Origin of the sequence: Microbulbifer yueqingensis (genome assembly GCF_900100355.1) — a bacterium.
In the GTDB taxonomy this organism is placed as follows: domain Bacteria; phylum Pseudomonadota; class Gammaproteobacteria; order Pseudomonadales; family Cellvibrionaceae; genus Microbulbifer; species Microbulbifer yueqingensis.
In genome coordinates this window covers 522662-546744 of sequence record NZ_FNFH01000003.1, presented here as the reverse complement: position 1 = coordinate 546744, position 24083 = coordinate 522662, and the positions used below count along the sequence as shown (strand labels likewise).

The following is a 24083-nucleotide window of genomic DNA, read 5'->3' as shown; positions in this document are numbered from 1 at the left end:
GTGCAGGCCGGGCGGGCGTGTCGGGGCGGCTCCGGCGCGTGTCCGCGCTCACGCCATGTTTATAGCAGCGCTCGGCGTCCCGGTGGGTTTCCCTGAAGTTGTGCGGGGATATTTGGCGGGCGTCTTGCCGTCACTGGGTCTGCTATCGCTGCCCGGTTACCGCGCTTTTCCACACCAGCGCGCCGAGGCCGAGCGCCAGCACCACAAAGACGGCAGGGGCCCAGCCGGCGCCGAGCACCGTCAGGGTCAACCCCGACAGGGCGATCCAGAGCAGGGGAATAAGGGCGGCCAGCCACAGTGCCGCGCCCCGCGACGCGATCAACAAGAGTCCCAGCGTGGTGACGGCGGTGGGGGTGGGATGGATACCGAAGGTTTCCGCGTGCAACCAGGCGTAGCCGAACAAAAGCGCGATGAGCGGCCAGGCGAGAAGGCCCGCGGTAGCAAGGGTCGTGCCGACGATAACCGGCAGGGTGGCCCGCGGCACTCGGGTTGCGGCCCCGCCCGGAATGGCCGCGAGTACGGCAAGCAGCCCGCCTTCGCCGATAAAGGCCCACCCCAAATAGTCCCCCGCCCAGTTCAGGTTGCCGTAGCGCTGCAGGAAGTAGGCCACCCCGACGAAGGCCCAGGCCGGAGCCAGCAGCAGGCAGGCCAGGCGCCGGCGGCCGCGCAGCGCAAGGAAGAGGGCGGCCGCGCCTGCCGCGAGCATGGCCAGGTGGAGCGGCCAGAAGGCCTCGCCCATGCGCTCCTGCAGGCGGAAGTAAACCTCGGCGGAAAAGGGCACGAAGTCCTGCAGCCGGTAGCTGTCCCAGTCGCTCATAGCGACTCGATAAACTCAATCATCCGCTGCCGGCAACGCGGCGAGGGCAGGGGCTTACGGCCCGCGCGCATGTTCTCGTTCAGGTGATCCACCCGGGTGGTGGCGGGGATGGCGCAGCTGACGGCCGGGTGGCTTATGATGAATTTCAGCAGGAAATCCGCCCAGGTGCTGCTGCCGCACTCCTCCACTGCCCACTGGGGAACCTGCTCGCGCCGCTTGAGGCCCTTGATCAGGGCGCCGCCGTCGTAGGGGCGGTTGGCGATGACTGCAATGCCGCGCTCCCGCGCAAGGGGCAGCAAGCGTTCCTCTGCCTCGCGATGGGTAATGTTGTAGGTGAGCTGGGCGAAGTCGATATCCTCGCTGGCCATCACCTGCTCGAACTCGCGGTGGCGCCGGCCGTGGGAGGTGGTGATGCCGATGTAGCGAATTTTGCCGGCGGCTTTCAGCTCGCGCAGGACATCCAGGTAATCCCGCCAGTTGCTCAGGTTGTGTACCTGCATCAGGTCGAAGGTCTCGATACCCCAGCGCTGCGCCTGCCGGGCCACCTGCTCGCGGGCGGAGCCGCCGGCCGGCCCCCACACCTTGTCGGCGGAAAAAAGCGAGTCGGGCGTACCGAGTTTCCTTAATGCATAGCCCATCGTATCGGCGGCAGAGCCGTACATCGGCGAGCAGTCCACCAGCCCGCCACCGTGCTGGAAGAAGGCGCGGACCACCTCGGTCCGTTCAGCGAGCAACTGTGGGTCGCTGCCCACATTGAAGGTGCGCCAGGTGCCGAGCCCGATCACGGGCAGCATTTCGCCGCTGGTGGGAATAGCCTTGCGCACGGGACTGGCCGCCGCGGCCCGGAGTAGCCCCGCAGGCACCCCGGCCAGGGCCAGGCCGGTAGCCGCCAGTTTCAGGAATTCCCTGCGATCAGGCCGTCTCTTCATCCTTGTTGCTCCCGTTGTTGCTCCGGGGTTTGAAGCATCCAGGTTTCAGCATTGCCGTGGCTAGCAATAACACGAAACAGGCCAGCACGAACACCTTGTTCACGAACCAGTTGGTGCGCCAGATGGACCAGGTGGGATCGGCCAGGAATCCGGCGAACTTGGCGACGATGATGATGATCTCGACCACTGCCACTGTTACCGCAAGCAGGTAGGTATAGCGCGGCCGCGCAATCAGGGCCCAGCCGAGCCAGGCATGGGCCACCGGCCAGAAATCCCAGTAGAAATAGCGGTGCCACGGCTCCCCGTGGGCCAGGGCATAGCCGGCGGGGAAAATGTATTTGATAAACACCGTCCACGCCGCCAGCACAAACAGGAAATGCGCGAGAAAGCGCACCCACGCCTCCGCGGCCGGGAGATGGTGCTGGCCCGTTTCGCTCACGGCATCGTGATCGCACGTGAAATGCTTCATGCAGGTCTGGTTTCCCTTCATTCGTTCTTCAGGCCCATTCCGGCCCGGCTGGTAGCGGCTAGGATTTGCCGGCGGCTGCCTGCAGTTCCTCCGCGAGGCGGTTGCCCTCCAGCGAGCGCGGCTTGTGGAAGCGCCCCAGCCCCAGGTACACCACCGGGGTCAGGTAAAGGGTGAACAGCGCAGCCAGCCCCAGACCGCCGAACATCACCCAGCCGATGGCGGCGCGCGCCTCGGCGCCCGGGCCGGTGCTGAGGATCAGCGGCAGCCCGCCGAGCACGGTGGACAGCATGGTCATGGCAATCGGACGCAGGCGCACCCGCGCCGCCTCGGTGATGGCGTCGTGCACACTGTGGCCGCGATCGCGCAGCTGGTCCGCGAACTCCACCAGCAGGATGCCGTTCTTCGCCATCAGCCCGATCAGCATCACCAGCCCGATCTGCGAGAAGATGTTGACGGTGGTACCGGTAAGGAACAGGGCATAGACCGCGGCGGCCAGCCCGAAAGGCACCGTCGCCATCACAATCACGGCGCTGCTGATGGCCTCGAACTGGGCACACAGCACCAGGAACACCACCAGCGCGGCGATGGCATAGGTTATCGCCACCTCCCGCGAACTCTCCTGCAGGGTGTCGGCCTCGCCCAGGAACAGGATGCCCACGTCCCCGGGGAGTATTTCCTTTGCCAGCGCGCGCAGCTCTTCGACGGCGCTGGCCAGCGGGTAGCCCGGCGCCAGCCCCATGTTGATTTCAATCGCCCGGCGCTGGCCGTGGCGGTCCAGCTCGGCGGCCACGCTCTCCTCGCGCAGGCTCACCATGCTGGACAGGGGCAGGAGCGCACCGCTGCGGCTTTTGACGTAGAGGTTCACCAGGTCCTCCGGCGAGGACACCGCGGTGTTGGCCGCCTCGAGCATGATGGGCACGGCCTGGTCGCCCACGTTCAGGTCCACCACGTCGAGCCCGTCGACCACGGCGCGCAGGGTGAGCGCGATATTTTCCAGCGGCACACCCAGGTCTGCCGCGCGGCGCCGATCGATCTCGATCGCCAGTTGCGGCTGGGTGGGGCGGTAGCTGATGTCCGGCTGGGGCAGGTGGGGTAGCCGGTCCTCGATGGCACGCGCCATCTGCCGGGACGCCTGGTAGATACGGGCATAGTCGTTGCCCACCAGGGCGATTTCGATGCCGTCGCCGCCGCCGCGCAGCGACAGGCTGTTGGGGCTGCTGACCCGGATACGGGCACCGGGAATCTCCGCCAGCGGCCCGGCGATCTCCGCCGCCAGCGCCTGCTGGGAATTCTCGCGCTGCTCCCAGGGGGCCAGCGGCAGGGTCACCCGCGCCCGGTTGGGGTCGTAGCGCCCGATCAGGGTGATGATGTCGGTGGCGTCGCCGCGCGCCACCAGGGGCCGCACCACCTCCTCGATGTGCTCCGCCTGCCGCGCGATGTAGTTCTGGCCGACGCCGTCCGGGCCGGTGGCGTCCACGCGGATCAGCCCGCGATCCTCCGGCGGCAGCAGTTCCTTGCCCAGCACCAGGTAGAGCCCGCCGGCGCCTACCGCCAGCAACAGCGCCACCGCGAAACTCACCCGGCCATGGCGCAGGCAGGCGGCCAGGCTGCGGTGGTAGGCGGACGCAATCTGCCCGCCCATCCCCAGCAGGCGACCATAGAGCGGGTGCGGGCGCTGGTCCCGCTCATCCCCGGTAAGGCGCACCGTGAGCATGGGCACCAGCGTGAGGGCCACCACCGATGAAAGCGCCACCGCGGTGGCCAGCACCAGGCCGAACTCGCGGAACATGCGCCCGGCGGTGCTGGGCAACAGCGCGATGGGGATAAATACACTGACCAGCACCGCGGTGGTGGCCAGTACGGCAAATACCACCTGGCGCGTGCCCAGCACGGCCGCGGCGCGGGCTCCCATGCCCTGGGCGCGGTGCCGCTGGATGTTTTCCAGCACCACTATGGCGTCATCCACCACCAGGCCGGTGGCCAGCACAATCGCCAGCAGCGTGAGGATATTGATGGAGAACCCCATCAGCCAGATACCCGCGAGGGTACCCACCAGGGCGATGGGGATTGCGGTACTGGGTACCAGGGTGGTGCGGATGTTGCCGAGGAACAGCCAGATGGCGGCGATGACTATGGCAATGGTAAAGCAGAGGCTGGTGACCACCTCATGAACCGCGCCCCGGATAAACACCGCCCGGTCCTCGGTCACGGTGATATCCAGCTCCTCGAAGCGCTGGTTGAGGCCGGCCACCACGCGGCGCACAGCCTCACTGATCTCGATGGTATTGCTCTGGGCCTGGCGCACGACCCCCAGGCTGATCACCGGGCGGTCGTTCAGGTACACCAGCGACTGCACATCTTCGGGCCCAAACGCCACCTGGGCCACATCGCCGATGCGCGTGGTGCCGCTGATCACTATGTCGCGGACCTGCTCCTCCGTCACCGTCGAGGCATCGGTGCGCACCAGCAGCAGCTGTTCATCGGAGCGGAAGCTGCCGGAGGGCACGTCCAGCGGCGCCTGGCGGAGCACCGCGGCCACATCGCTCACGGACAGGCCAAAACTGGTCAGGCGCAGCGGGTCCAGCACCACCCGCAGCACGCGCTGGCGCTGCCCGGACACGGGCACATCGGCCACGCCGGGTATGGAGACCAGCTCGGGCACTATGTCCTTCTCGATGATGTAGGTGAGCGCCTCGTCGCGCAGCCGGTCGCTGGTGACCGCCAGGTGGATCACCGGGTCGGGCTGGTCGGCGGCCTTCACCACCACCAGCCGCTCGACATCTGTCGGCAGGTCCCGCTGCGCCTGGTTGACCGCCTCGCGCACATCGGCGGCCGCGGTATCCAGGTCGACGTTCGGGTTGAACTCGATATAGATGCGGAAGTTGTTCTCCTCGCTGGAGGAGCGGATGGTGCTGATGCCGGATACCCGCGCCACCGCGCCCTCGACAACGCTGGTGACCTCGGCATCCATGGTCTCGGGGGAGGCGCCCGGCATTTCCCCGCGCACGGATACCACCGGCACGTCCACATCGGGCAGCTCGCGCACCTCCACCGCGCTGAAGGCGGCGATGCCGGCGATGGCGATCAACAGGTTGAGCACCAGTGCCAGCACCGGCCGGCGGATTGCCAGCGAGGCCAGGTCGTTGCGCTGGGGCAGGGTGTCGGTGTTAGGGGGCGGGTGATCGCGCATGGGATTACAACCTCGCCATATTGGCGACCGGCATGCCCTCGCGCATCCGCTGGGTGCCCTCGGTCACAACCGCCACGCCCTCCGGCAGGTCTGCATCCACCAGGATCGCGCCCGGCAGGCGCTGCACGATGGTGGCAGGCACGCGGGTGACGCTGTCGCCGTTCAATGCCCACACGAAGGCGCCGTCATTGCCCCACTGCAGTGCCACCTCGGGCACCACCGGGTAGCGGCCCGCGGCCAGGTCCAGCGTCACGCGGAAGCTCATGCCCGGCCGCAGCCGGTCCTCACTGTTGTCTACCCGCGCGCGCACGGTGAAGGTGCGGGTCCCCGGATCCACGCGGCTGTCGATATCCAGCACCACGCCCTCGTGCGCAGGGTCGCCGTTGGACCAGGTGGCCACCGAGATGCCCTGGCGCTCCCGGATCTGGCCGAAGAACAGTTCGGGTACCTGGAAGGTCACCAGCAGGCTGCGGCGGTCGTCGATAGTGGTGATTGCGGTGGAAGGGTCGACGCGGGCGCCGGGATCGAGGTTGGTCAGGCCGATATGCCCGTCGAAAGGCGCCTCGATCGAGCGATGGTCCAGTGCCACCTCGGCGCGGTTCAGGCTCAGCCGTGCGCGTTCCACCGCGCTGCGGGCGTCGTCCACGGCGCTCTCGGTGACCGCTCCGGAATCGCGGGTGCGCTGGTAGCGGTTGTAGAGGCGCTTGGCGTCCTCCAGCGCCACCCGGGCGAGCTGTACCGCCAGGCGCTGGTCGCGCTGGTCCAGCTGCACGATGGTCTGCCCGGCCTTGACCCTGTCGCCGGCCTTGAGCGTTACTTCGACCACCTCACCACTCACTTCCGGGTAGAGCGTCACGCTCTTCCCGGCGCGGGAGGTGCCCACCGCCTCGATCCGTACCACCCGTGGCTGCCAGGCGACCGTCTCGGTAACTACGGGCTGCACCCGGGGCCGGTCCCGGCCCGTGGAGGCTTCGCCGGTGGGCCCACAGCCGGTGAGCAGCGCTGAAACCAGCAACGCAGCGCCGGTCATGATATTCAGGCAGCGGTGGATTCGACCAGGTTCTGCAGTATTCAAGGTGTCTCCATTGCTTGTTGCTTGCGCTTGGAGGCAAGTGGGCCGCCTCGGGACGGGGGTTCCTCACCATTCCATTATTCGAACAATTCTGGCCACGCCGGGCAAGGCGCAGGATTAGTTGCACTCCGAGCCAAGCGACCTGTGGCGCAACAATAACGCCCGGTGACACTGCTCTACCGTGAGTTGCGCTACATAAATTTTGATGGGCCGGGATATTAATTAAAGCCTGTTTTCATAGCGGACTCGCCGGCCCACTCGCCCGCCAAATGGAGGCAGGGCGCCCGGATAAATTGCCCGCTTCATCTGTTTTTCTACGATGTTCGTATACGAACAGATTGGCTAGCCAGGACGACATTGCCCATGAAAATAACCGCCGCGACCCTGTCACTGCTTTTGCCGATCGGTGCCGCAAGTGCCACAGCCGCCGATATCAGCGTGCGCGTGCAGAACCTGCCGCCAGAGGGGACCCTCGTACTGCAGGTCTATGACGATCCCGATGCGTTCGGCAACTTCCGCGACCCCGCGCGGGAGGAGCGCTTCGCGATACAGCCCGGTGAAACCTATGTGATTCGCGACGTCCCGGCAGGGGAGGTGGCGCTGCTCGCCTACGTGGACAAGAACAACAACCGCGCCCTCGACCGAAATTTCATCGGCATACCCGTGGAGCCGGTGGGCCTGTCCAAAAAATACCAGCCCAAGGGGCCGCCCAGCTTCCAGCAGGCGAGCTTCTCACTGGCCGGGGATGGCACAGCCAGCCAGGACATCGAGCTCTACAGCATCCTCGGTGAGTCCGGCCAGTGGGGCGTGGGGCTGGGTGTGATCGGTCGCAGCAGCCCGTACCTGGGCTCGGACAGCAGTGTGATCCAGCCGATCCCGGCGATCACCTATCTCGGCGAGCGCCTGCAGTGGGTGGGGCCCTACCTGCGTTACGGCATCCTGGGTAGCGGCGACCTGCGCCTGGCGCTGACCGCCTCCTATCGGGTGGGCGCCTACGAGGAGGACGACGCAGACATACTGGAAGGCCTCGGCGACCGGGACAGCACCCTGATGGCGGGGCTGGGCCTGGTCTACGACGGCCCCAACGGCTTCGAGTTTGATCTGGGTTACAAACACGACGTGCTCGACCAGATCGGCGGCGGCACCGCGGTGGCGCGCGTATCGCGGGGATTCCAGTTCGGCAGGCTGCGCCTGGCCCCGGAGCTGGGGGTCAACTGGCTCAGCAGCGAGCTGGCCGACTACGACTACGGCGTGCCCGCCTCCGCGGCCATCCCCGGCCGGCCCGCCTACTCGGTGGGAGACAGCTTTACCGTGGAAGTCGGGGTAGGGGGGCTCTACGAGCTCACCCGGAACTGGCGGGTAATACTGGCCGTGGCAGCGGAAGAACTGGACAGTGACATCACCGACAGCCCCATCGTCGAGGACGACAGGGTGATCAAGGGGTTTGCGGCGATTACCTACGCGTTCTGAGAACACCCGGGCTTCGCCCTTTCATCTGAGTTAAGTCCCACCAGAGGGGACGTCGGCCTGGGCGAACGATTAGGCCTCACCCCCGTGCTGTTTCGACGCGAAGCTCGCGGCGGTACACCAGGCCATAGGTGTACTGGCATATGAACCCAGCGATAAGCGTGGCAACAAGGTCTAGCGGGTCAATCGGCTTGCCCAGCAACGGGTGTGCGAGCTCATAAACCCCGACCGCGATTGCCGCAGCGCGAAGCACAAATAGCGCTTGTGTATGAGAACGGCCAAGTAACGAGGCGAACACCAGCGCGGTTGCAACTGTACCGAGGCTGTTCCCGAGTGTATCGGCAATGTGGAAATCGCGCCCGTTGAATAGATGAAGGGACGGTACCAAGCCAAAGCGGTCTCATAGAGAACAACTGCAAGTAGCCCTATAGCCAGGAGCGTCATTCGCCGGCGAGACTGAACCCAGCCAAGTAGAGCACGCTTTTTGTTGAGCAGGGTGTTCATACGATCCTCAGAGATGCGTACCGTGTTAGGCCGAAACCTAACTATACAGGGAGTCTAATGATTGGGGGTAAGTCTTGGGTATAACGCGCGCCAGCGGGGCCGGAAAACCAGAGCGAAGCGGCGGTTCTTTGGTCCATCTGGCGGGCTTTGTGAGGCCACGACTTTAGCACTGGCTGGTTCTCTCAGCCTGAAAAGCTACTACTGCACCAGGCAGGATTGATCCCTCAGGTCATTCGCTTTTCCCCAGCACCTCCATGGTCAGGCCGTGGTACTTCTCGTGAAACCCCTTGCCCAGCTCTTCAACCTCGATCCGGTAAAAAGCTTCGGCCAGCGCCCCTTTCTGCGCGTCGCTGAGTTGGGCTGCAGCCCGGGGCCAGAGGTATTCGTTCTCTGTGGCAATATGGCGCTGCATCAGCGTGGCGTACTCGAGAAGGTAGCGCCTCAGTGCCTGCGGATCTGCCTCCTCACCCTTATCGGCTGCCGCCAGCCATTCTTCAACCCCGCCCAGCAAGATGCGTCCTTCCTCGTGCTGCTTGACCACAAGGTGGATAACCACTGTATCGACGCCGACTTCGCGGAGCACGGGGAAAAGCTCCCGTTCCTCCTTAGCATGGTGACACTTGTCCGCGAAATTCTTGAAAAAATCGTGGAATTTGCCAATACGCGCCCGGTCCACCTTTCCGCTCTGCTGGATATCGGTAGCCTCCTGCTGTGCCGCCCGAACCATCTTCTGGATAAGCTGGTGCTCCTTACGCAGGACGTCCGTTGGGTCCTGTTGCGCCTCTGTTTCTGCAACAGCCCTTACCACGAGGGGATTCGCACAGAGTGCAAGTACCACGATGGTTACCAGCCAGCTGAGGCGCGACCAGGACGCCGTGACTCTGGCCTTCAGGCCTGGTTGTGTGCCCATACGTTAATCTCCCGAAACCATGATTCTTCACTGTGCCCATGGGGCGAACCGGAAGCGAGGCCCGCGCGGACAAGGCCCCTACTGACTGGAGGAACAATAGAGTGAAAGGGTCGTTGTTCCTAACCAGAGGGGACGCAGGGGCCCGCCTGGAATCAGGGGCGAATGTTCCCCACCGGACAGGCTATTGGGCACTAACGCCGAAGCTTACTATTTCGCAGGTAGTGGTGTCATATCGTACAAAGATCTCTTTTCCACTTGCTTTTCCTGTCAGCACGGCAGACCAGAATCTATTCCGGTCATCCCGGGTTGTAGTACTTGGAAGAATTATTCTTCCATTTTCGCAGGGGGCGCTGGTGTACCATGCCACGACGTTATCACCGATATAGTTTTCAAGCTTCCACTTGCTCGGCACTTCTGTTACTTGTATTACCTCCCCAAGCGCGGTTGCTGACAATAAGCATAGGAAAATCACCGTTAAAAGCTTTTGCATCTTCGTAACTCCTTGCGGGACAGTTGAGCGTGCGGGCTTCCGCAATAGAAAAGCGCACTGACATATACCTTACTACGATGCACCCTTTTGCTTCCGGAAGTGTTCGCGCTGTGCTACTAGCGCTCGTCCTTATTGCCTATCGTGGGTGATGTACTGGATGCCACACTTGCTGCTACCGTCAAATATTCTAATTCTAACCCTTCGATCTGCCATCTGCGCAGCAAGCAGTGTGGAGTAAATTGCATCTCCGGCAGGCTCATCTAATGTGAACGAAAGATAGACATCTGAAATCGGGCTGCAGTCCAGCTTCGTTTCGTCGCCACTAGTGGCTACGTAGACTAGTCCGGTAGTGTTCGTATACATTCGATCAACGTACACATCTGTGCAGATGTTGGATGTGCAAGTAGCTAAAGCATTGTTTGCAATAGTAGAGGATACTAAAGCAAATATAATATTTTGTTTCATTTTAACTCCAAAGCTTGCAGGTGCTTATATTGAAAATTCAATTTTAAAAACTATTATTTTTCAACACTTTTCATTGTCGAAATCATCATTTAATCATAATTTCTCCGCATAGCCACAATGATTTTAACCGTACCCACGCAGGTTAACATGTATGTCCCAACACATAAGAGCCGTAACCCAAGTGCTCAGGGAGCTTTCAAAAATGTGTGGAAGGCGACAGACCTTTTATCGTTAACTGGCCCGGCTCGATTGTTAATTGGTACACATGTCTCGTTGTGCCCTTTCGATTTATAGAATATGCTCGGACGTTAGTTTTGATTGGTTAACATTATTTGCTATGGATGCTTATGAGACTTTGTAACTTCTTCATTGTGATCTTTTTCGGGCTTATCTCTCTTCCCTCATCTGCTGCCGGAGGCTTTATTGTTCAAAAGGCTTTAGTGACGAAGGTATCGGCAACATCACAAAATCAGGAGGCTTTCTGGGTTTTTTACTCGGGAGGGACGAGTGATAGCTGCAATGGCAAGGCAAAATTTCGGAGAGAGCATGCGGGAACCGACGGAGTCTTTGACCGTGCTTTTACTTTAGCTACTAGTGCCCTGGTGTCCGGCAATTCAATTAGTATATACAGTTACACGGATTCTTCTGATTGCGAGAGTGCCGTGTCGGTTGATTTACATACTTAATTTTCCGCTAGCAGCACTTGGCGTGCTGCGCGCACTTTTTCTTATCGGGCAGGAACAGAATAATATGCGGCTTTGAGTTAGGATTGTGGTCGAATTAATTTGGCTATGGTTTGATCGCTTTAATCTGTCGCATTACCGATCTAATCGCAATCTGGCCCAGGTGCACGCTAAGTCTGGCGGGTTGCTGCTAAGCTGGGTAGCACTGTAGCAGTAGAGACCACAAGGCTAGGGCAGTCATAGGCTATATAAATTGAGAGGCGCTAGAGAGGACGTACTCCAAACTGCTGATCTTAATCGAATAATTTATACGTAGGTTTGGGGCGCGACTTATCCTAGTGCAAGAATTACAAGAAAAAAGGTGGTGAAATCTTGATCAGGTCTATCTCGGTGCAGGCTGTGCGCCGGATTTCGTTTCTCTTAATGGCCGGCAACGCTTTACTGGCGCCACTTATCCTTTCATTTTTGCCTTATATTTATATGGCATGGAGCTCAGGGACCGGTGGCGAAAATTGGGCATCTTGGCTTCTGCTTGTGTGTATTTTTAGTCAGTTTCATGTGAGCTTGATCTCTTTAATTATTTATTTATATTCCCTAAAAAGAGCCGCCTATTTAGATTGTCTTTTTGTCTCTATTATACCGTGTGTTAATTTACTTTTTATTTTTTTGGCCTGGTTGTATATCTAAGTGGCTGATATTTAATTCTACCTCGTTATGTTAAAGGAAGTTTAGTCATGCGAAAAAGGATATTGATATTGACTTTGTTCAGTTTGGTATCTGTTTGTGCTCAGGCTCAGGAGTTGATCAATCCCTCAGATGTTTATCAAGGGGATCCTGTTAAATTTATTCCAATTAGCAATTCATCGATCACTTTTTTTGTTCCTGTTTTTGATGATTCTATCCCACAAGACCCTGGTGAAGAAGGCAAAGCCACTGTCGCGGGAATTGATTCAGATAACGACGGCGTGAGAGATGATATAGAGCGCTACATCAGTCTTGCCTATGACAGTGATCCAGCTGTGAGGGATTCGCTATATCAATTTGCGGCAGCTCAGCAGTCTGCGATCATTCGAACCGTGGAGCCTGCTCAAGATATAAACTTGATGCTTATCAAAGCCAGGAGTTGTGTGACAATAAGTGCAGGAGAGCAAGCTGCAGAAAAGGCAATCGTCGATTTGATCAGTAAGACACTTAATACTTATAAGAGATCGAAAGCATATGCAGCTAATTTAGAAACATATTTATCAAATATTAATGAAATGGGTGGAAGGAATATCCAATGCAACTAGGAAAGTCTATAGGGTGGGTTTTTCTTGTTGGCTCGACGCTCGTTAGTCAGCAGTTGACCGCCGCTGAGTGTGAGAAAATGCAGCCAGTGATCTTTTTCGTTAATGGGATGAATACGGATCCTACTTCGGCCAATTTGGGCTACCAGAAAATAAGAGCGCTATTCCCTCAATATGATGTTAGGCTTTCATATGTCTCGACCGAAAACTTATTTCTTGATGTAGTGGAGGCTGGTCGCCAGAAGGGTATAGAAAACTGGAGTACCTTCTGGAAGTATGGCCTCTCGGAATTGGGGGCCATTGATTCAGAGTTCTCCAATAAAATCGTAGACTCCTGGACTGAGTCCTATGAAAAAGCCTATTCCAGGCATTATTTGAATCAGCCAGATTTGGGGAACCATCTGAATCAATATTTGCCCGTTTTGGACGCGGGTAAAAATATTGTTCTGTTAGGTTACTCTCAAGGATCACTTTACTCAAAGATGGCCTCAAATTGGATTTCTATTAATGAGCCAACTAAAGATCAGCAGGTAGGAGCGGTCTTGGTCGGCGCCGTCACAAACAGTGTTCCATTTGAGAGTGTCTCAAGGGGAAGTTATACAACCCTAAATTCTGACACTGTGGTTAATGGCTTAAGATTATTGCATACAGATATTCTTCCCGGGAACTACCAATACGTAAGCAAACCAACACCTAATAATCACAGCTTTCCTGCCTATTTTGAAGAAAATCCCAATTTGATTAATAGGATACAAGCCCAAGTAGATGCTGTTGCAGCAAATTTTGAAAGTGCTGCGTGTACTGAGGTGATTGCTTGTGGTTCACCCTTAGTAAAAAGCGGTGGCCAAGGTAGTTACTCCTTTATCCAAGACTTGGGAAATCAGCCTGGAGAGGTAAAGTTCGAGTTTGAAGCCTATACAATTCCTGATGAGCTGGGGATTTATACGCTAAATGGTAGTGAAATATATTCCACAGAGCAGGAAGTATCCGGGTTTCATAGCTCGAGTTTTTTTGTAACTGAGAGTGAAGTTGATACGAACCAGGTAAGAGTGGACGTTGGTGCCCCAAATGAGGGAACTGAATGGGCGTTTGTCATGGGCTGCCCAGGCGAGCCAGTCAATAATGATGTAAGAGATTTGGACCGAGTCTCAATTTCATTTGTTGCTCGTGATAGCCGCGTTTCCGTTGCGGAGAGGTATTGTGCTATGGATCTTTTGGTTGACGGAAAGTTGGCTTATTCCAGTGATTATCAAGGTGATTCGCATAGCGGAAGTATTACCTTTACACAAACTCTCGGGCAATCGCACTCCGTAGATATCAATCTAAGGAATTGTACAGAATACCAAGGATGCGGTGGGGCGTGGGGTCCTCAGTGTGAAGGGTGGGAGCTCATTTTTTCTGGCGGTTCGCCTCGAGAGACAAAAGGAATTTATTCCTCGAAAACTATATCGTTCGATGTTAATTGATTCATGTGCCGCTATATCTTTATGTTTTCTTTTAAATAAAGATCGGTAATTTTGCGAGAGAGTGCGGGATATATAATGATGAAGCCTCGTGGAGTGAGCTGGCCCGTATCTGCCAGCAACCATGGTTGGTACTATGCATTTCAAATTAACATTGAAGGTAGCAAAGCAAAGCACAGCTGAGCCTCGTGCTGGCTGCTTATACCACGTGAGCAACTGTCGATGTACAGTCTGCTAATTTTTGTTTTCGAGTAATGCAAATAATTGTTTTAAAAAGGTCAGATTATGAAAAGAGCTTTCCAGGCAATTTTGCCCGCTTTTGCCTTGTTCACAGTGCCCGCAAGCGCAGGTACCTGGACGCCACCGGTCGATATAGAGGTCGCTTACGCGCATTCCGGCCATGGCGGCTACGGTATTTTCCAAATATCCGATGCTTCAGTAAATGCTGATTGTGACCCGACTTGGTATGTGGTCAGTAAGCTGGATAATCCGGCTTTCAGCGAGATTTACGCATTGATGCTTGCCGCCTACACGTCAGGCAAACAGGTGCGGCTGTGGGTCGAGGGCTGCAGCCCGCATACTTCTGATGGCTACCCACTGATCCAACATGTAAAAACAGTACCACAATAACAAGGCGATGATTCGTATTAACCGATTTTGAGCTGAGTTTACTTACAGTTAAAGGGGTAATCTCTAAGGCACCTCTAAAACTATATAGTGTGTGACACACTTTGAAATTTCGGTCTCAGAATTTCAGTTAGTCGATACCTGGTAGGAAAACGTAATGAGTTTTAATGGTAAGCGTTCTATTCTTCTGATCGTTTTCACACTGGGTTTAAGCTATTCGGCTACGAATGAGGCCACTGGACGTGTAAAAATTATAAAAATATCAAAATGGGTTGGTACAGAGAATTATCCAAATGACTCATTATATGTCGAGACTGATCAGGAAATTTTGACCAACCCGGCTAGCTGTTCAAAGTTGGAGGGCTATCACGTGAAAGCCACCTCAGCGGTGAGTCGCTCAGTAGTATTGGCTGCAATAACCTCTGGCGCGGATCCGGGGTTAAATATAGGTGGCGGTGGTTGTGCGCCCGAAAACCGACCAATAATCGTTCAGGTAGCCCTTTATCAATGACTCGCCAAGATTGAATTTTATCCGTGGGTGTTGTTATTAGAAAGGGAAACGTATCTCCCCGAGACGACTGCCCTAGCCACGCAACTTTCATGGCGAACAGCAAGTTCCTCCGTGTTCGCTAAGCAGGACCGCAGCCTCTCATTGTTTCTGTAGGTTGGCTCAAAATTTATTATAGGAGTTCTTCATGAATCGAATTATTCTGGTTTCGGTCCTTATGCTTGCTTGTGGTCTTACGCACGGCTCTAATATGCAAACTGCGGCAGTCAAAATTGTTGCGGTGGAAAACTGGACTTCCGGTGATGGCTTGTATATCAAGACCGATGAGGCTAGTCTCGTTAATCCTTTCGATTGTCGCTATGAGGATAAATACCATATGGCAGGAGGCGCGTCGGATATATCAAAGTCGATGGTCTTGACAGCTTATGCATCAGGAAAGCCGGTAATTTTTACTATAATCGGTAGCCAATGTTCAGCAGATCGCCCACAGATTGTCATGGTCAAGCTTAAGTAAATCGAGATTGTCGGCGATGGGCAAGCTGTGGGTTCTGCCTAGTTTAGGATCTATATGATGACGTGGTAAATTTAGCCTGTTCATTAGTTTATAGAGTGTTGAAACTGTGCTGGCTCGGAGTTGGCCAATTCCTAAAGAGCATTTTAGCAGGCCAAGTGAGTAAAAATAATGAGCAGCTACTGCTGCTCGCTTCAAAGATTATTCTTGGGACAGCAGCACGGACCCAACTTCAATATGAGGTGAACTTGAACTGCAGTCATAGTAAGTGATGTTCACTGGTTTTCCTGCCATAAAGGCAGCGAGGAGAAAAGAAGTCCTGGTTTCGTAATTGGCTGTGCTGCTAGTGAAGTAGAAGGTGCTACCCTCGCATTGTACAGACGTGTCGCTATTGACAAAATCTTTCAGCTTTACATAGGTGCCAGTCCACTGTGCTTTAACGGTCTCTATATAATGAGGACCAGTGCTGGCGGCATGAGAAAAAGCAGAATGGAAGTAGGTTGAAAATAAGGTTAGCAAGCAGATTTGTATCTTCATGGTTTTCTCCTAAACTTTAACTTAATGGTTTTTCTAATTATAAGTAGAGGGAATGCGAGCGTCATCCTTTTTATTGACGTGGAATAAAGATTAGCTGCCTTTTTGCTGGGATAACAGCTTGCCCGCGGCGCGGAAGTGGCCGATGGTCATGCAGGAGCCAAGGAACACCTCGTCCACCTTGTCGCCGGCAACTTCAGACAGCAGGTGCGCTTCGTCCGGGGCGCAAACGAACGGTTCCTTGACCTCGGCCAGGCCGATCTCGATCACCTCGACATACTCGGTGTCCTTGTCGGCATCCATCAGCTACGGGTTCTCCAGCCACTCTTCCATGACGCGCGCGCGGCGCTTGAAGCTGGTCATTACCCACATGGCCTAGATATAAATGCCAGGTTTCCATCTTGGAGGTCGGTTTTGGACGTCGCTAGCGCGGGTAATCCAGCGGCAATCAGACTCCTGCTTCCTCCAGACAGAGGTCAGAGCACGGAAGAGGAAGGAAGAACGCGGCTTTATTTTTGAAAAGCCAGGCTAGATGGAACTGCCAAATTCAATTCTGTGCAACCGCTGGTCTGATTAGTTCCCGGGTTTGGAGCGGGTGAATACCATATATTTATGGGTTTATTCATGGCCTTAGCTGACAATATGAAGCTCAGCATGTTTTTCCCGCCTTCTGTGGTTGCATCAAATGAAAACTGGTAGCCCCAGTAATCACAGGTTCCGGGTGCTTGCGAGATAGTTCCAAAGGATACCCGGCCATCATTGTGAACTCTTAGCGATCCGATTTCCTTCCCGCCTTCAAAATCCCCGTATATGCCAAAGCTGACTTCATCAATAGAGCAAAAAATAATCACTTTTTTGCGTGAGCCTCGCTGACTCCAAAATTATGATTGCTGCTCAAGGTTCGCTTCCTCCATGTTTTTGTTGCTCTTAGGAACCACGGCGATAGCGGGAATATCCCGTAAAAACTTGATCAAATCGACGTTGTGGCTGGGGTGTGGGTGACCCAAATTCTAATGCTATAGGGGAGGCCGGTGATGTCAATGAAAAGCATCGTTTGTTAATGTCTACGAGGCAGAGTGGTATGGAAATCCAGTGCTCTCTGGGAGTACCGGCTAAGGAGGGGGGAAGTCTAGAGGCGGGTAGGTGCCCCTAGGAGTGTCGGATCGAGCGTAGGTTTTCAGATGGGAATGAACAAAAAAAGCCCCGCCTTACAGGGCGGGGCTTTTCGTTTCAGGCCAGACTAGCGCTTAAACACTCACTTCCTGAATCTCGGTCGCGGCGATCCGCTTGCCTTCCTCGGCAGACTTCTGGAACTCCTCGATCTGGTCGAAATTCATGTAGCGGTAGATCTCTGCCGCCATGGAGTTGATGTTCTTCGCGTATTCCTGGTACTCCGCCGGGGTGGGCAGTTTGCCCAGGATGGCGCCCACTGAGGCCAGTTCCGCAGAGGTCAGGTACACGTTGGCACCGTCGCCCAGGCGGTTGGGGAAGTTACGGGTGGAGGTGGACAGCACGGTGCTGTTGGCCGCCACGCGCGCTTGGTTACCCATACACAGGGAGCAACCGGGCATCTCGGTGCGGGCACCGGAGGCGCCGTAGATGTTGTAGTAGCCTTCCTCCATCAGCTGGTGCTCGTCCATCTTGGTGGGCGGGGCAATCCACATGCGGGTGGGGATGCTGCCCTTGTGCTGGGACAGCAGCTTGCCCGCGGCGCGGAAGTGGCCGATGTTGGTCATGCAGGAGCCCAGGAACACCTCGTCCACCTTGTCGCCGGCCACTTCAGACAGCAGGCGCGCGTCGTCCGGGTCGTTCGGGGCGCAGACGATGGGCTCCTTGATCTCGGCCAGGTCGATCTCGATCACCTCGGCGTACTCGGCGTCCTTGTCGGCTTCCATCAGCTGCGGGTTCTCCAGCCACTCTTCCATGGCGCGCGCGCGGCGCTCCAGGGTGCGGCGGGAACCGTAGCCCTCGGCGATCATCCAGCGCAGCAGGGTGATGTTGGAGCGCAGGTACTCGGCGATGGTCTCTTCCGACAGCTTGATGGTACAGCCGGCGGCGGAGCGCTCGGCGGAGGCGTCGGACAGCTCGAATGCCTGCTCCACGGTCAGGTTGTCCAGGCCCTCGATCTCAAGGATGCGGCCGGAGAAGGCATTCTTCTTGCCTTTCTTCTCCACGGTCAGCAGGCCCTGCTTGATGCCGTAGTAGGGGATGGCGTGTACCAGGTCGCGCAGGGTGATACCCGGCTGCATTTCACCCTTGAAGCGCACCAGCACGGATTCCGGCATATCTAGCGGCATGACACCGGTGGCGGCGGCGAAGGCCACCAGGCCGGAGCCCGCCGGGAAGGAGATGCCCATCGGGAAGCGGGTGTGGGAGTCGCCGCCGGTGCCCACGGTGTCGGGCAGCAGCATGCGGTTCAGCCAGCTGTGGATGATGCCGTCCGCCGGGCGCAGGGAAACACCGCCGCGGTTCATGATGAAGTCCGGCAGCTTGTGCTGGGTGTCGATGTCTACCGGCTTCGGGTAGGCGGCGGTGTGGCAGAAGGACTGCATCACCAGCTCGGCCTGGAAGCCCAGGCAGGCCAGGTCCTTCAGCTCGTCGCGGGTCATCGGGCCGGTGGTGTCCTGGGAGCCAACGGTGGTCATCTTGGGCTCGCAGTAGGTACCCGGGCGCACGCCCTCCATGCCGCAGGCCTTGCCCACCATCTTCTGGGCCAGGGTGTAACCCTTGCCGGTGTCGTTGGGCTGCTCGGGCTTGCGGAACAGGTCGGTCGGGCCCATGCCCAGGGACTCGCGGGCACGGGTGGTCAGGCCGCGGCCGATGATCAGGTTGATACGGCCACCGGCGCGAACCTCGTCGAGCAGCACGTCGGACTTCAGTTCAAACTCGGACAGGACCTTGCCGTCCTCGGACAGGATCTTGCCTTCGTACGGGCGGATCTCGATGATGTCGCCCATGTTCAGGTCGTCGACCGGGGCTTCAAAAACGAGCGCGCCGGCGTCTTCCATGGTGTTGTAGAAGATCGGGGCCACCTTGCCGCCGATACAGATGCCGCCGGACTTCTTGTTGGGAACGCCGCGCATCTCCTCGCCGAAGTACCACAGCACGGAGTTGGTGGCGGACTTGCGTGAGGAACCGGTGCCGACCACGTCGCCGACGAAGGCGACCGGCAGGCCCTTGGCCTTCACTTCCTCGATCTGCTTCAGCGGGCCGGTGACGCCGGGCTCTTCCGGTTCCAGGCCGTCGCGCTTCATCTTGTACATGGCCAGCGCGTGCAGGGGGATGTCCGGGCGGGACCATGCATCGGGGGCAGGGGACAGGTCGTCGGTGTTGGTTTCGCCGGTGACCTTGAATACGGCAACCTTGATGCTCTCGGGCACGGCTTCGCGCTGGGTGAACCACTCGCCCTCGGCCCAGGATTCCATCACCGCCTGGGCATGCTTGTTGCCAGCCTTGGCTTTCTCTTCCACGTCGTGGAAGGCGTCGAACATCAGCAGGGTGCCTTTCAGCTGCTCGGCAGCCAGCTCGGCCAGCTCGCCGTCGTCGAGCAGGTCAACCAGGGTGGAGATGTTGTAGCCACCCAGCATCTGGCCCAGCAGTTTCACCGCGTGGGCGCGGTCGATCAGCGGGGATTCGGTCTCGCCCTTGGCGACGGCGGACAGGAAGCCGGCCTTCACGTATGCGGCCTCGTCCACACCCGGCGGTACGCGGTGGGTAATCAGGTCTACCAGTTCCTGCTCTTCGCCGGCAGGCGGGTTCTTCAGCAGTTCCACCAGCCCGGCCACTTGTTCGGCGTCCAGAGGCTTGGGCGGAATACCCTGTTCGGCGCGTTCGGCGACGTGTTTGCGATAGGCTTCAAGCACGGATAAGTCCCTCTTTGTGTGTGGGGTGGACCAACAGCTGGTGGAATTCACCGCGGTTATTTCACTGCGGGTTTTCCCGGTTTCTTGGCCGCTGGGGATGGGCGCGGATTCTACAGGAAAGCCCCACAGCTGTTAAGTTGATTGAAAAATCAATAACTTACGCGAATTACGACTATTTGTGCGGTGAATTTTGGTCGTAAAGTGCGCACAGGTGGGCGGGCATCTTCCCATCAGGATGCAAACAAAATAGTCTACGGGCTCGATTTTATCGCCGTTCTGCGGCCGGCTCATGAAACCACTGCAAGCTTCTGGTTAATAGATGTACAAGAAAGTCCGTACTCCCTGTATCGGCGTCTGTTCTACCGGCATTGGCGACGATGTCTGTCGCGGCTGCAAGCGTTTCGCCCACGAGGTGATTGACTGGAACGCCTATACCGAGGAGCAGCGGCGGATTATTGCCGACCGTCGCGAAGGCTACCTGGCCAATGCCGTGCGCAGCCAGCTGGAGATTGTCGACCAGGCGTTGCTGGAGGCGCAGCTGCGCCACCAGCAGATCCGGTTCGACGAGCAGCAGAGCCCGTATTGCTGGGTGTTTGAATTGTTGCGGGCCGGCGCCAGCCAGATCCGCGAGCCGGCTGAGTATGGCCTGCAGCCGACGCCCCAGGCCCGGGGTGTTTCGCTGGTGGAATTGCGCCGGCGCATCGACGAGGACTTTTACGGGCTCTCGGTCGCTTACTACCTGCGCTTCGTTGCGCCCGGCCTGCAGCGGGCCTGAGGCCCCGGCCGGGCACGGCTAAGCTTTAACAGGATCAGGTGGGCGCCCGCGCAGGTCCCGCGCCCGTTCAGAAACAGGAGTTGCCCCCATCGGCCAGTCACCACCGGCGCCACAGCGCGCCCTGCTAGTGCTCAACCCGAAAAGCCGTGCCGCAGCCGTTGCAGACCTGGCGGCAGGCCTGGAGCAGTTGCGCGAGGCGGGCATAGAGGTAGAGCGGGTGGAATCGGGCAGCGTGGAAGAAATGCACGAGGCGATCCGCTCGCGCTGCGATGAGTTCGACCTGGTTATCATTGGCGGCGGCGATGGCACCATCAGCGCGGCCGCGGGGGTATTGCTGGAATGCGGGCAACCGCTGGCCGTCCTGCCACTTGGCACCGCCAACGACCTGGCGCGGTCGCTGGGGATTGGCAGCGACCTGGAGCGCGCCTTTGCCGTGATCGCCGACAACCACCGCACCCGGATCGACCTGGGTGAGGTGAACGGCCACTATTTTTTCAATGTTGCGAACATCGGCCTGGGTGTCCATGTAACCCGGGAGTTGACTGACGAGGTCAAGAAGCGCTGGGGCGTATTCAGTTACTTCAAGGCGATGGGCGCGGCGCTGGCCCGCAGCGACCAGTTCCGGGTGCGGCTGAAGATCGACGGGCACGAGCACTCCCTGCGCTCCATCCAGCTGGCGGTGGGTAACGGCCGCTTCTATGGTGGCGGCAATGTGGTCGACCAGGACGCAACCATCAACGACGGGCTGCTGGATCTGTACAGTGTGCGGCCGCAGCGGCTCTGGGAGCTGGTGACCCTTGCACCGTTGCTGCGCGGCGGCAGGCACGACCTGGTACGGCGCGTTTTCAACGCCGCCGGCCGCGAGATAGAGATCGACACCAACCCCGAGCACATGGAGGTGCATGCCGACGGCGAGCCGGTGACACAGACGCCGGCGACCTTTAAGGTAAGGGAAAAGGTACTCGAGGTGGTCGTACCCCGGGATGCGCCGGAACTCACTGCCCGCGGTAATGCCGGACTCTCTGGTGAGCGGCGTACCGGCGGGAGACCCAATTCTGATATGGAGAACGGCGAAGCATGGCACTGATTCGAGACGACAGGGAAACAGCCCTCAACGACCTGCACATGGCGTTCAGGCACAGCGCGGACAATTACCGCGATGCGGCCGAGTTCCTGGATGATCCGGAGGCCAGCGAGCGCTGCCTGGCAATTGCCCGCGGTCGGGACGAGCTCGCCGAGCGTGTGGCGGAAGAAATCCGGGCGTTGGGGGAGCTGCCGTCGGTGCCCGACCGCGACCGGGAAACCGGCGAGCAGTTACTGCAGCGGCTGGAAGCCATGTTTTCCCCCGATGAAACCACCAGGGTGCTGCTGCAGCGGCGCGATGCCGAACATGAGCTGCTCACCCTGTTGCGCGGTGACGAGCTGGCACCTCTGCGAGAGAATTACCGGGAGCTGTTCAAGCGCTGCGAAGATGACGTAGAGCAGACCCTCGCCGGGCTCGCCCAGTCCTGACTGAACTGGTGCCGTGCGTTAAGCGTCCCCATGCTTCAGGACGAATTGCGCAGGTATACCCGCAGGGCCGGTAAGAATGGCTCCCGCGACAGTGCGAGGTCCCGCCGCTGGCGTCGCCGGCCCGCCGCAGGCTCGTCGCCCACGCGGGTGAATTCCGGCAGGCGGCCTTTCTCATCGGCCAGGACCAGCACCGGCATGGCCGCATAGCCAACCTGCCGGTATTCCTCCCCGGCCTGGCCGCCACCTTCCGCATTCTTACCTTGAACGTTGTCCCCTCGGAAAATTTCCGCCACCTGCAGGTTGGGCCGGCTCTGTAGCTGGACCTGCCGCAGGTCGCCGTGCTGGCGCCGGTCGAGCCCGGCCAGCAGTTGGCGCTGGTACTGGATGCCGGGGTCCGCGCCCTGCGGGTCCAGCTTCACCAGCTTCTGTTCACACCAGTCCGCGGTGACCTTGCGAATGGACTTGCGCGCCTTGATCCATGACAGGGCGATGGCATCCGGGTGTGCGGGGCAGAGCAGGACCTGCCGGTAGCACTGCCTGAGATGTGCGCGGGGGTGGCCTGCATCGGCAAGCAGCTCCCGCAGGCGCTGGTCGCGCTCGGAGGCGGGGCGGTGATCCAGGGCCCGCCTGAATTCGCTCACGGCGGTGGCAAAGCCCTGTTTGGCGAGATTGAGTTCGGCCGCGGCGTCGATCGTCCGCCGCGGAACGGCCAGCAGACCCGGAACCTGCAGGGTGGTCCTGGCATCTCCGCCGGCGCTGTCCCGGTGGTCCAGGGCCGCATATAGCTCTCCAGCCAGGGCGAAGGGGCGGTCGAAGCCGGCCTCCAGTTGGAGTGCGGCATCCCGGGCGAAGGCGGGCTGCAACAGGTAGTGCTCGAACCGGCGCGGAGAGTCCTCGAGGCGTTGCAGCTCGCTGCGCAGCAGGGCCGCACGCTCGTAGACATGATCGAGGCGCGGGGCGATGTCCCGCGCCAGTCTGGCGATTTCTAGCTCTCGGCTGTGATTGCTGGCCACCTTGGGCTCCCGGAAGGAATTTGTGCCCATAATAAGACACTTGTTAAGTCGTTATCAATATAGCCGCGCAGTGCACCTCCAGAGAGGGCGGGAGCCAGCCGGAAAGGGAGGTTTGCCAGGGCAAACGATTACCGGCGCTGCCCGCTTCTTCCTACCATTGGCGGTTATGAATCGCTGTGAATTCAAGGACTCGCTGCTGCGGGTCATGGAGCGCAAGGTGCACTGGTCGGAACCGGCATTCGAGCACGGCCAGGTTCCCGCCGAGCAGCTGCATATCCTGCTGGAACAGGAGTACGCGACCTGGGTGCGGGACTATTCCGTGATGCTGGGGCGTGCTTTTATCCAGTGCCCGCTGCCGAAGGCGCGCCGGGAGCTGGCGGAGAGTCTCTACGAGGAGGAAACCGGGCAGGTCAGTGGCTCCGCTCCCCATGCGGAGCTGTACCTGGAAATTCCCCGGGCGCTGGGCATGAACCTGGATCGCTTCCGGCATCCCCGGCTACTGCCGCGCGCGGCGGAGTACCGCTCGGTGCTTGATGACGCCACCGGCCATCACGGCTGGGCGGTGGCGGCCGCGGTTACCACGCTATTTCTTGAAGGAACCCGCTACGAGCGGGCGGTGCTGGAGCCGGGGCAGGAGCGACCGCCGCGCCGGCGACCGCAGGGGCACCCGCTGGTGCGCCACTACGGCCTGCCGGCCAACTGCCTGCTGCTGGAACGCGCACAGCGTTCGGTGGAACGGGCGCATCGCCATTCGGCCTGGCACCTGATGCTCGACCTGGTAGCCGAGGAGGACCGCGCGGCTGTCCTGCACTGGATGGGGCGGGTGTTACATGGATGGCTGCACTACCGCGACGAGGTGGCAGAGAAGTCCGGGCTGGTGGCCGCCCGGGCCGCGGGCTTCTGAGGCCCTCCCGGTTCACGGCACTGCCGTCGCGCCATTCCCGTGCAGCGGTGTCGCCGCTATAATCGCGCCCTCAAATCCGCCAATACCGTTC

The 24083-nt window shown here is 58.8% G+C and carries 21 protein-coding genes and 1 pseudogene; 11 read left to right on the top strand and 11 right to left on the bottom strand.

Features of this window, described 5'->3' with window-relative positions; genetic code table 11:
* Positions 1-142: 142 nt before the first annotated feature.
* Genes BLT26_RS09565 through BLT26_RS09545 form a run of 5 tightly spaced genes read right to left on the bottom strand, consistent with a single transcriptional unit; the run spans position 143 to position 6480 of the window.
* Positions 143-817, bottom strand: a complete 675-nt coding sequence (locus tag BLT26_RS09565) for a DUF6064 family protein (RefSeq protein WP_091512699.1) — start codon at positions 815-817, stop codon at positions 143-145.
* The gene (locus tag BLT26_RS09560; protein WP_091512696.1) at positions 814-1746 is read right to left on the bottom strand and encodes an aldo/keto reductase; all 933 of its coding nucleotides are present in this window, start codon (positions 1744-1746) and stop codon (positions 814-816) included. The genes BLT26_RS09565 and BLT26_RS09560 overlap by 4 nt, the downstream gene beginning before the upstream one ends.
* Positions 1730-2215 (bottom strand): hypothetical protein, encoded by a 486-nt coding sequence (locus BLT26_RS09555; RefSeq protein ID WP_217631411.1) that lies wholly within the window; start codon positions 2213-2215, stop codon positions 1730-1732. The genes BLT26_RS09560 and BLT26_RS09555 overlap by 17 nt, the downstream gene beginning before the upstream one ends.
* A 58-nt stretch (positions 2216-2273) precedes the next feature.
* Positions 2274-5405, bottom strand: coding sequence for an efflux RND transporter permease subunit (locus tag BLT26_RS09550; protein ID WP_091512692.1), 3132 nt, complete (start codon positions 5403-5405; stop codon positions 2274-2276).
* A 4-nt stretch (positions 5406-5409) separates the two neighbouring features.
* Entirely contained in the window at positions 5410-6480 is a 1071-nt protein-coding gene (locus tag BLT26_RS09545) for an efflux RND transporter periplasmic adaptor subunit (RefSeq protein WP_139169480.1), read from the bottom strand.
* A 360-nt stretch (positions 6481-6840) separates the two neighbouring features.
* Here BLT26_RS09545 and BLT26_RS09540 point away from each other — a divergent pair, with 360 nt between their 5' ends.
* Positions 6841-7947 carry a MipA/OmpV family protein gene (locus BLT26_RS09540; protein WP_091512684.1) on the top strand — a complete coding sequence of 369 codons (1107 nt, stop codon included), beginning with the start codon at positions 6841-6843 and terminating at the stop codon, positions 7945-7947.
* Between the two features lie 730 nt (positions 7948-8677).
* On the opposite strand, the gene BLT26_RS09530 is transcribed toward BLT26_RS09540, so the two are convergent.
* Together BLT26_RS09530 and BLT26_RS16305 are read right to left on the bottom strand one after the other, a co-directional pair.
* Entirely contained in the window at positions 8678-9358 is a 681-nt protein-coding gene (locus BLT26_RS09530; protein WP_091512677.1) for a hemerythrin domain-containing protein, read from the bottom strand.
* A gap of 181 nt (positions 9359-9539) precedes the next feature.
* The gene (locus BLT26_RS16305; protein ID WP_139169478.1) at positions 9540-9848 is read right to left on the bottom strand and encodes a hypothetical protein; all 309 of its coding nucleotides are present in this window, start codon (positions 9846-9848) and stop codon (positions 9540-9542) included.
* Between the two features lie 806 nt (positions 9849-10654).
* Between BLT26_RS16305 and BLT26_RS16745 the strand changes: the two genes are divergently transcribed.
* From BLT26_RS16745 to BLT26_RS16280, 6 genes are all read left to right on the top strand, one after another.
* The gene (locus BLT26_RS16745; RefSeq protein WP_425435279.1) at positions 10655-10999 is read left to right on the top strand and encodes a DUF5992 family protein; all 345 of its coding nucleotides are present in this window, start codon (positions 10655-10657) and stop codon (positions 10997-10999) included.
* Positions 11000-11751: 752 nt separating this feature from the next.
* Positions 11752-12285, top strand: coding sequence for a hypothetical protein (locus BLT26_RS16300; RefSeq protein ID WP_175453074.1), 534 nt, complete (start codon positions 11752-11754; stop codon positions 12283-12285).
* Complete coding sequence (locus tag BLT26_RS16295) at positions 12276-13748, top strand: hypothetical protein (protein WP_139169474.1); 1473 nt, start codon at positions 12276-12278, stop codon at positions 13746-13748. Before BLT26_RS16300 ends, BLT26_RS16295 begins: the two co-directional genes overlap by 10 nt.
* A gap of 282 nt (positions 13749-14030) precedes the next feature.
* Positions 14031-14375, top strand: a complete 345-nt coding sequence (locus tag BLT26_RS16290) for a hypothetical protein (RefSeq protein WP_139169471.1) — start codon at positions 14031-14033, stop codon at positions 14373-14375.
* 154 nt (positions 14376-14529) lie between these two features.
* Positions 14530-14883, top strand: a complete 354-nt coding sequence (locus BLT26_RS16285) for a hypothetical protein (protein WP_139169469.1) — start codon at positions 14530-14532, stop codon at positions 14881-14883.
* 184 nt (positions 14884-15067) lie between these two features.
* Positions 15068-15394, top strand: coding sequence for a hypothetical protein (locus BLT26_RS16280; protein ID WP_139169467.1), 327 nt, complete (start codon positions 15068-15070; stop codon positions 15392-15394).
* A 198-nt stretch (positions 15395-15592) separates the two neighbouring features.
* Here the strand turns inward: BLT26_RS16280 and BLT26_RS16275 are convergent, their stop codons facing one another.
* The 3 genes and pseudogenes from BLT26_RS16275 to acnB all read right to left on the bottom strand — a co-directional run bounded on the left by BLT26_RS16275 (position 15593) and on the right by acnB (position 19788).
* Positions 15593-15928, bottom strand: a complete 336-nt coding sequence (locus BLT26_RS16275; RefSeq protein WP_139169465.1) for a hypothetical protein — start codon at positions 15926-15928, stop codon at positions 15593-15595.
* Positions 15929-16024: 96 nt separating this feature from the next.
* A pseudogene (locus BLT26_RS09520) lies at positions 16025-16282 on the bottom strand (hypothetical protein); the annotation flags it as partial.
* An 890-nt stretch (positions 16283-17172) separates the two neighbouring features.
* Entirely contained in the window at positions 17173-19788 is a 2616-nt protein-coding gene (gene acnB / locus BLT26_RS09515) for a bifunctional aconitate hydratase 2/2-methylisocitrate dehydratase (RefSeq protein WP_091512670.1), read from the bottom strand.
* A gap of 319 nt (positions 19789-20107) precedes the next feature.
* On the opposite strand from acnB, the gene BLT26_RS09510 reads away from it, so the two are divergent.
* The 3 genes from BLT26_RS09510 (at position 20108) to BLT26_RS09500 (ending at position 22075) form a co-directional block, all read left to right on the top strand.
* Positions 20108-20563 (top strand): DUF1289 domain-containing protein, encoded by a 456-nt coding sequence (locus BLT26_RS09510; protein WP_091512666.1) that lies wholly within the window; start codon positions 20108-20110, stop codon positions 20561-20563.
* 88 nt (positions 20564-20651) lie between these two features.
* Positions 20652-21650 (top strand): lipid kinase, encoded by a 999-nt coding sequence (locus tag BLT26_RS09505; RefSeq protein WP_091512663.1) that lies wholly within the window; start codon positions 20652-20654, stop codon positions 21648-21650.
* Complete coding sequence (locus tag BLT26_RS09500) at positions 21641-22075, top strand: hypothetical protein (RefSeq protein ID WP_091512657.1); 435 nt, start codon at positions 21641-21643, stop codon at positions 22073-22075. Before BLT26_RS09505 ends, BLT26_RS09500 begins: the two co-directional genes overlap by 10 nt.
* Before the next feature lie 35 nt (positions 22076-22110).
* Here BLT26_RS09500 and BLT26_RS09495 read toward each other — a convergent pair whose 3' ends face one another.
* Complete coding sequence (locus tag BLT26_RS09495; protein WP_245720662.1) at positions 22111-23118, bottom strand: DNA replication terminus site-binding protein; 1008 nt, start codon at positions 23116-23118, stop codon at positions 22111-22113.
* Positions 23119-23254: 136 nt separating this feature from the next.
* On the opposite strand from BLT26_RS09495, the gene BLT26_RS09490 reads away from it, so the two are divergent.
* Positions 23255-23992, top strand: coding sequence for an iron-containing redox enzyme family protein (locus BLT26_RS09490; RefSeq protein WP_091512654.1), 738 nt, complete (start codon positions 23255-23257; stop codon positions 23990-23992).
* Positions 23993-24083 lie beyond the last annotated feature (91 nt).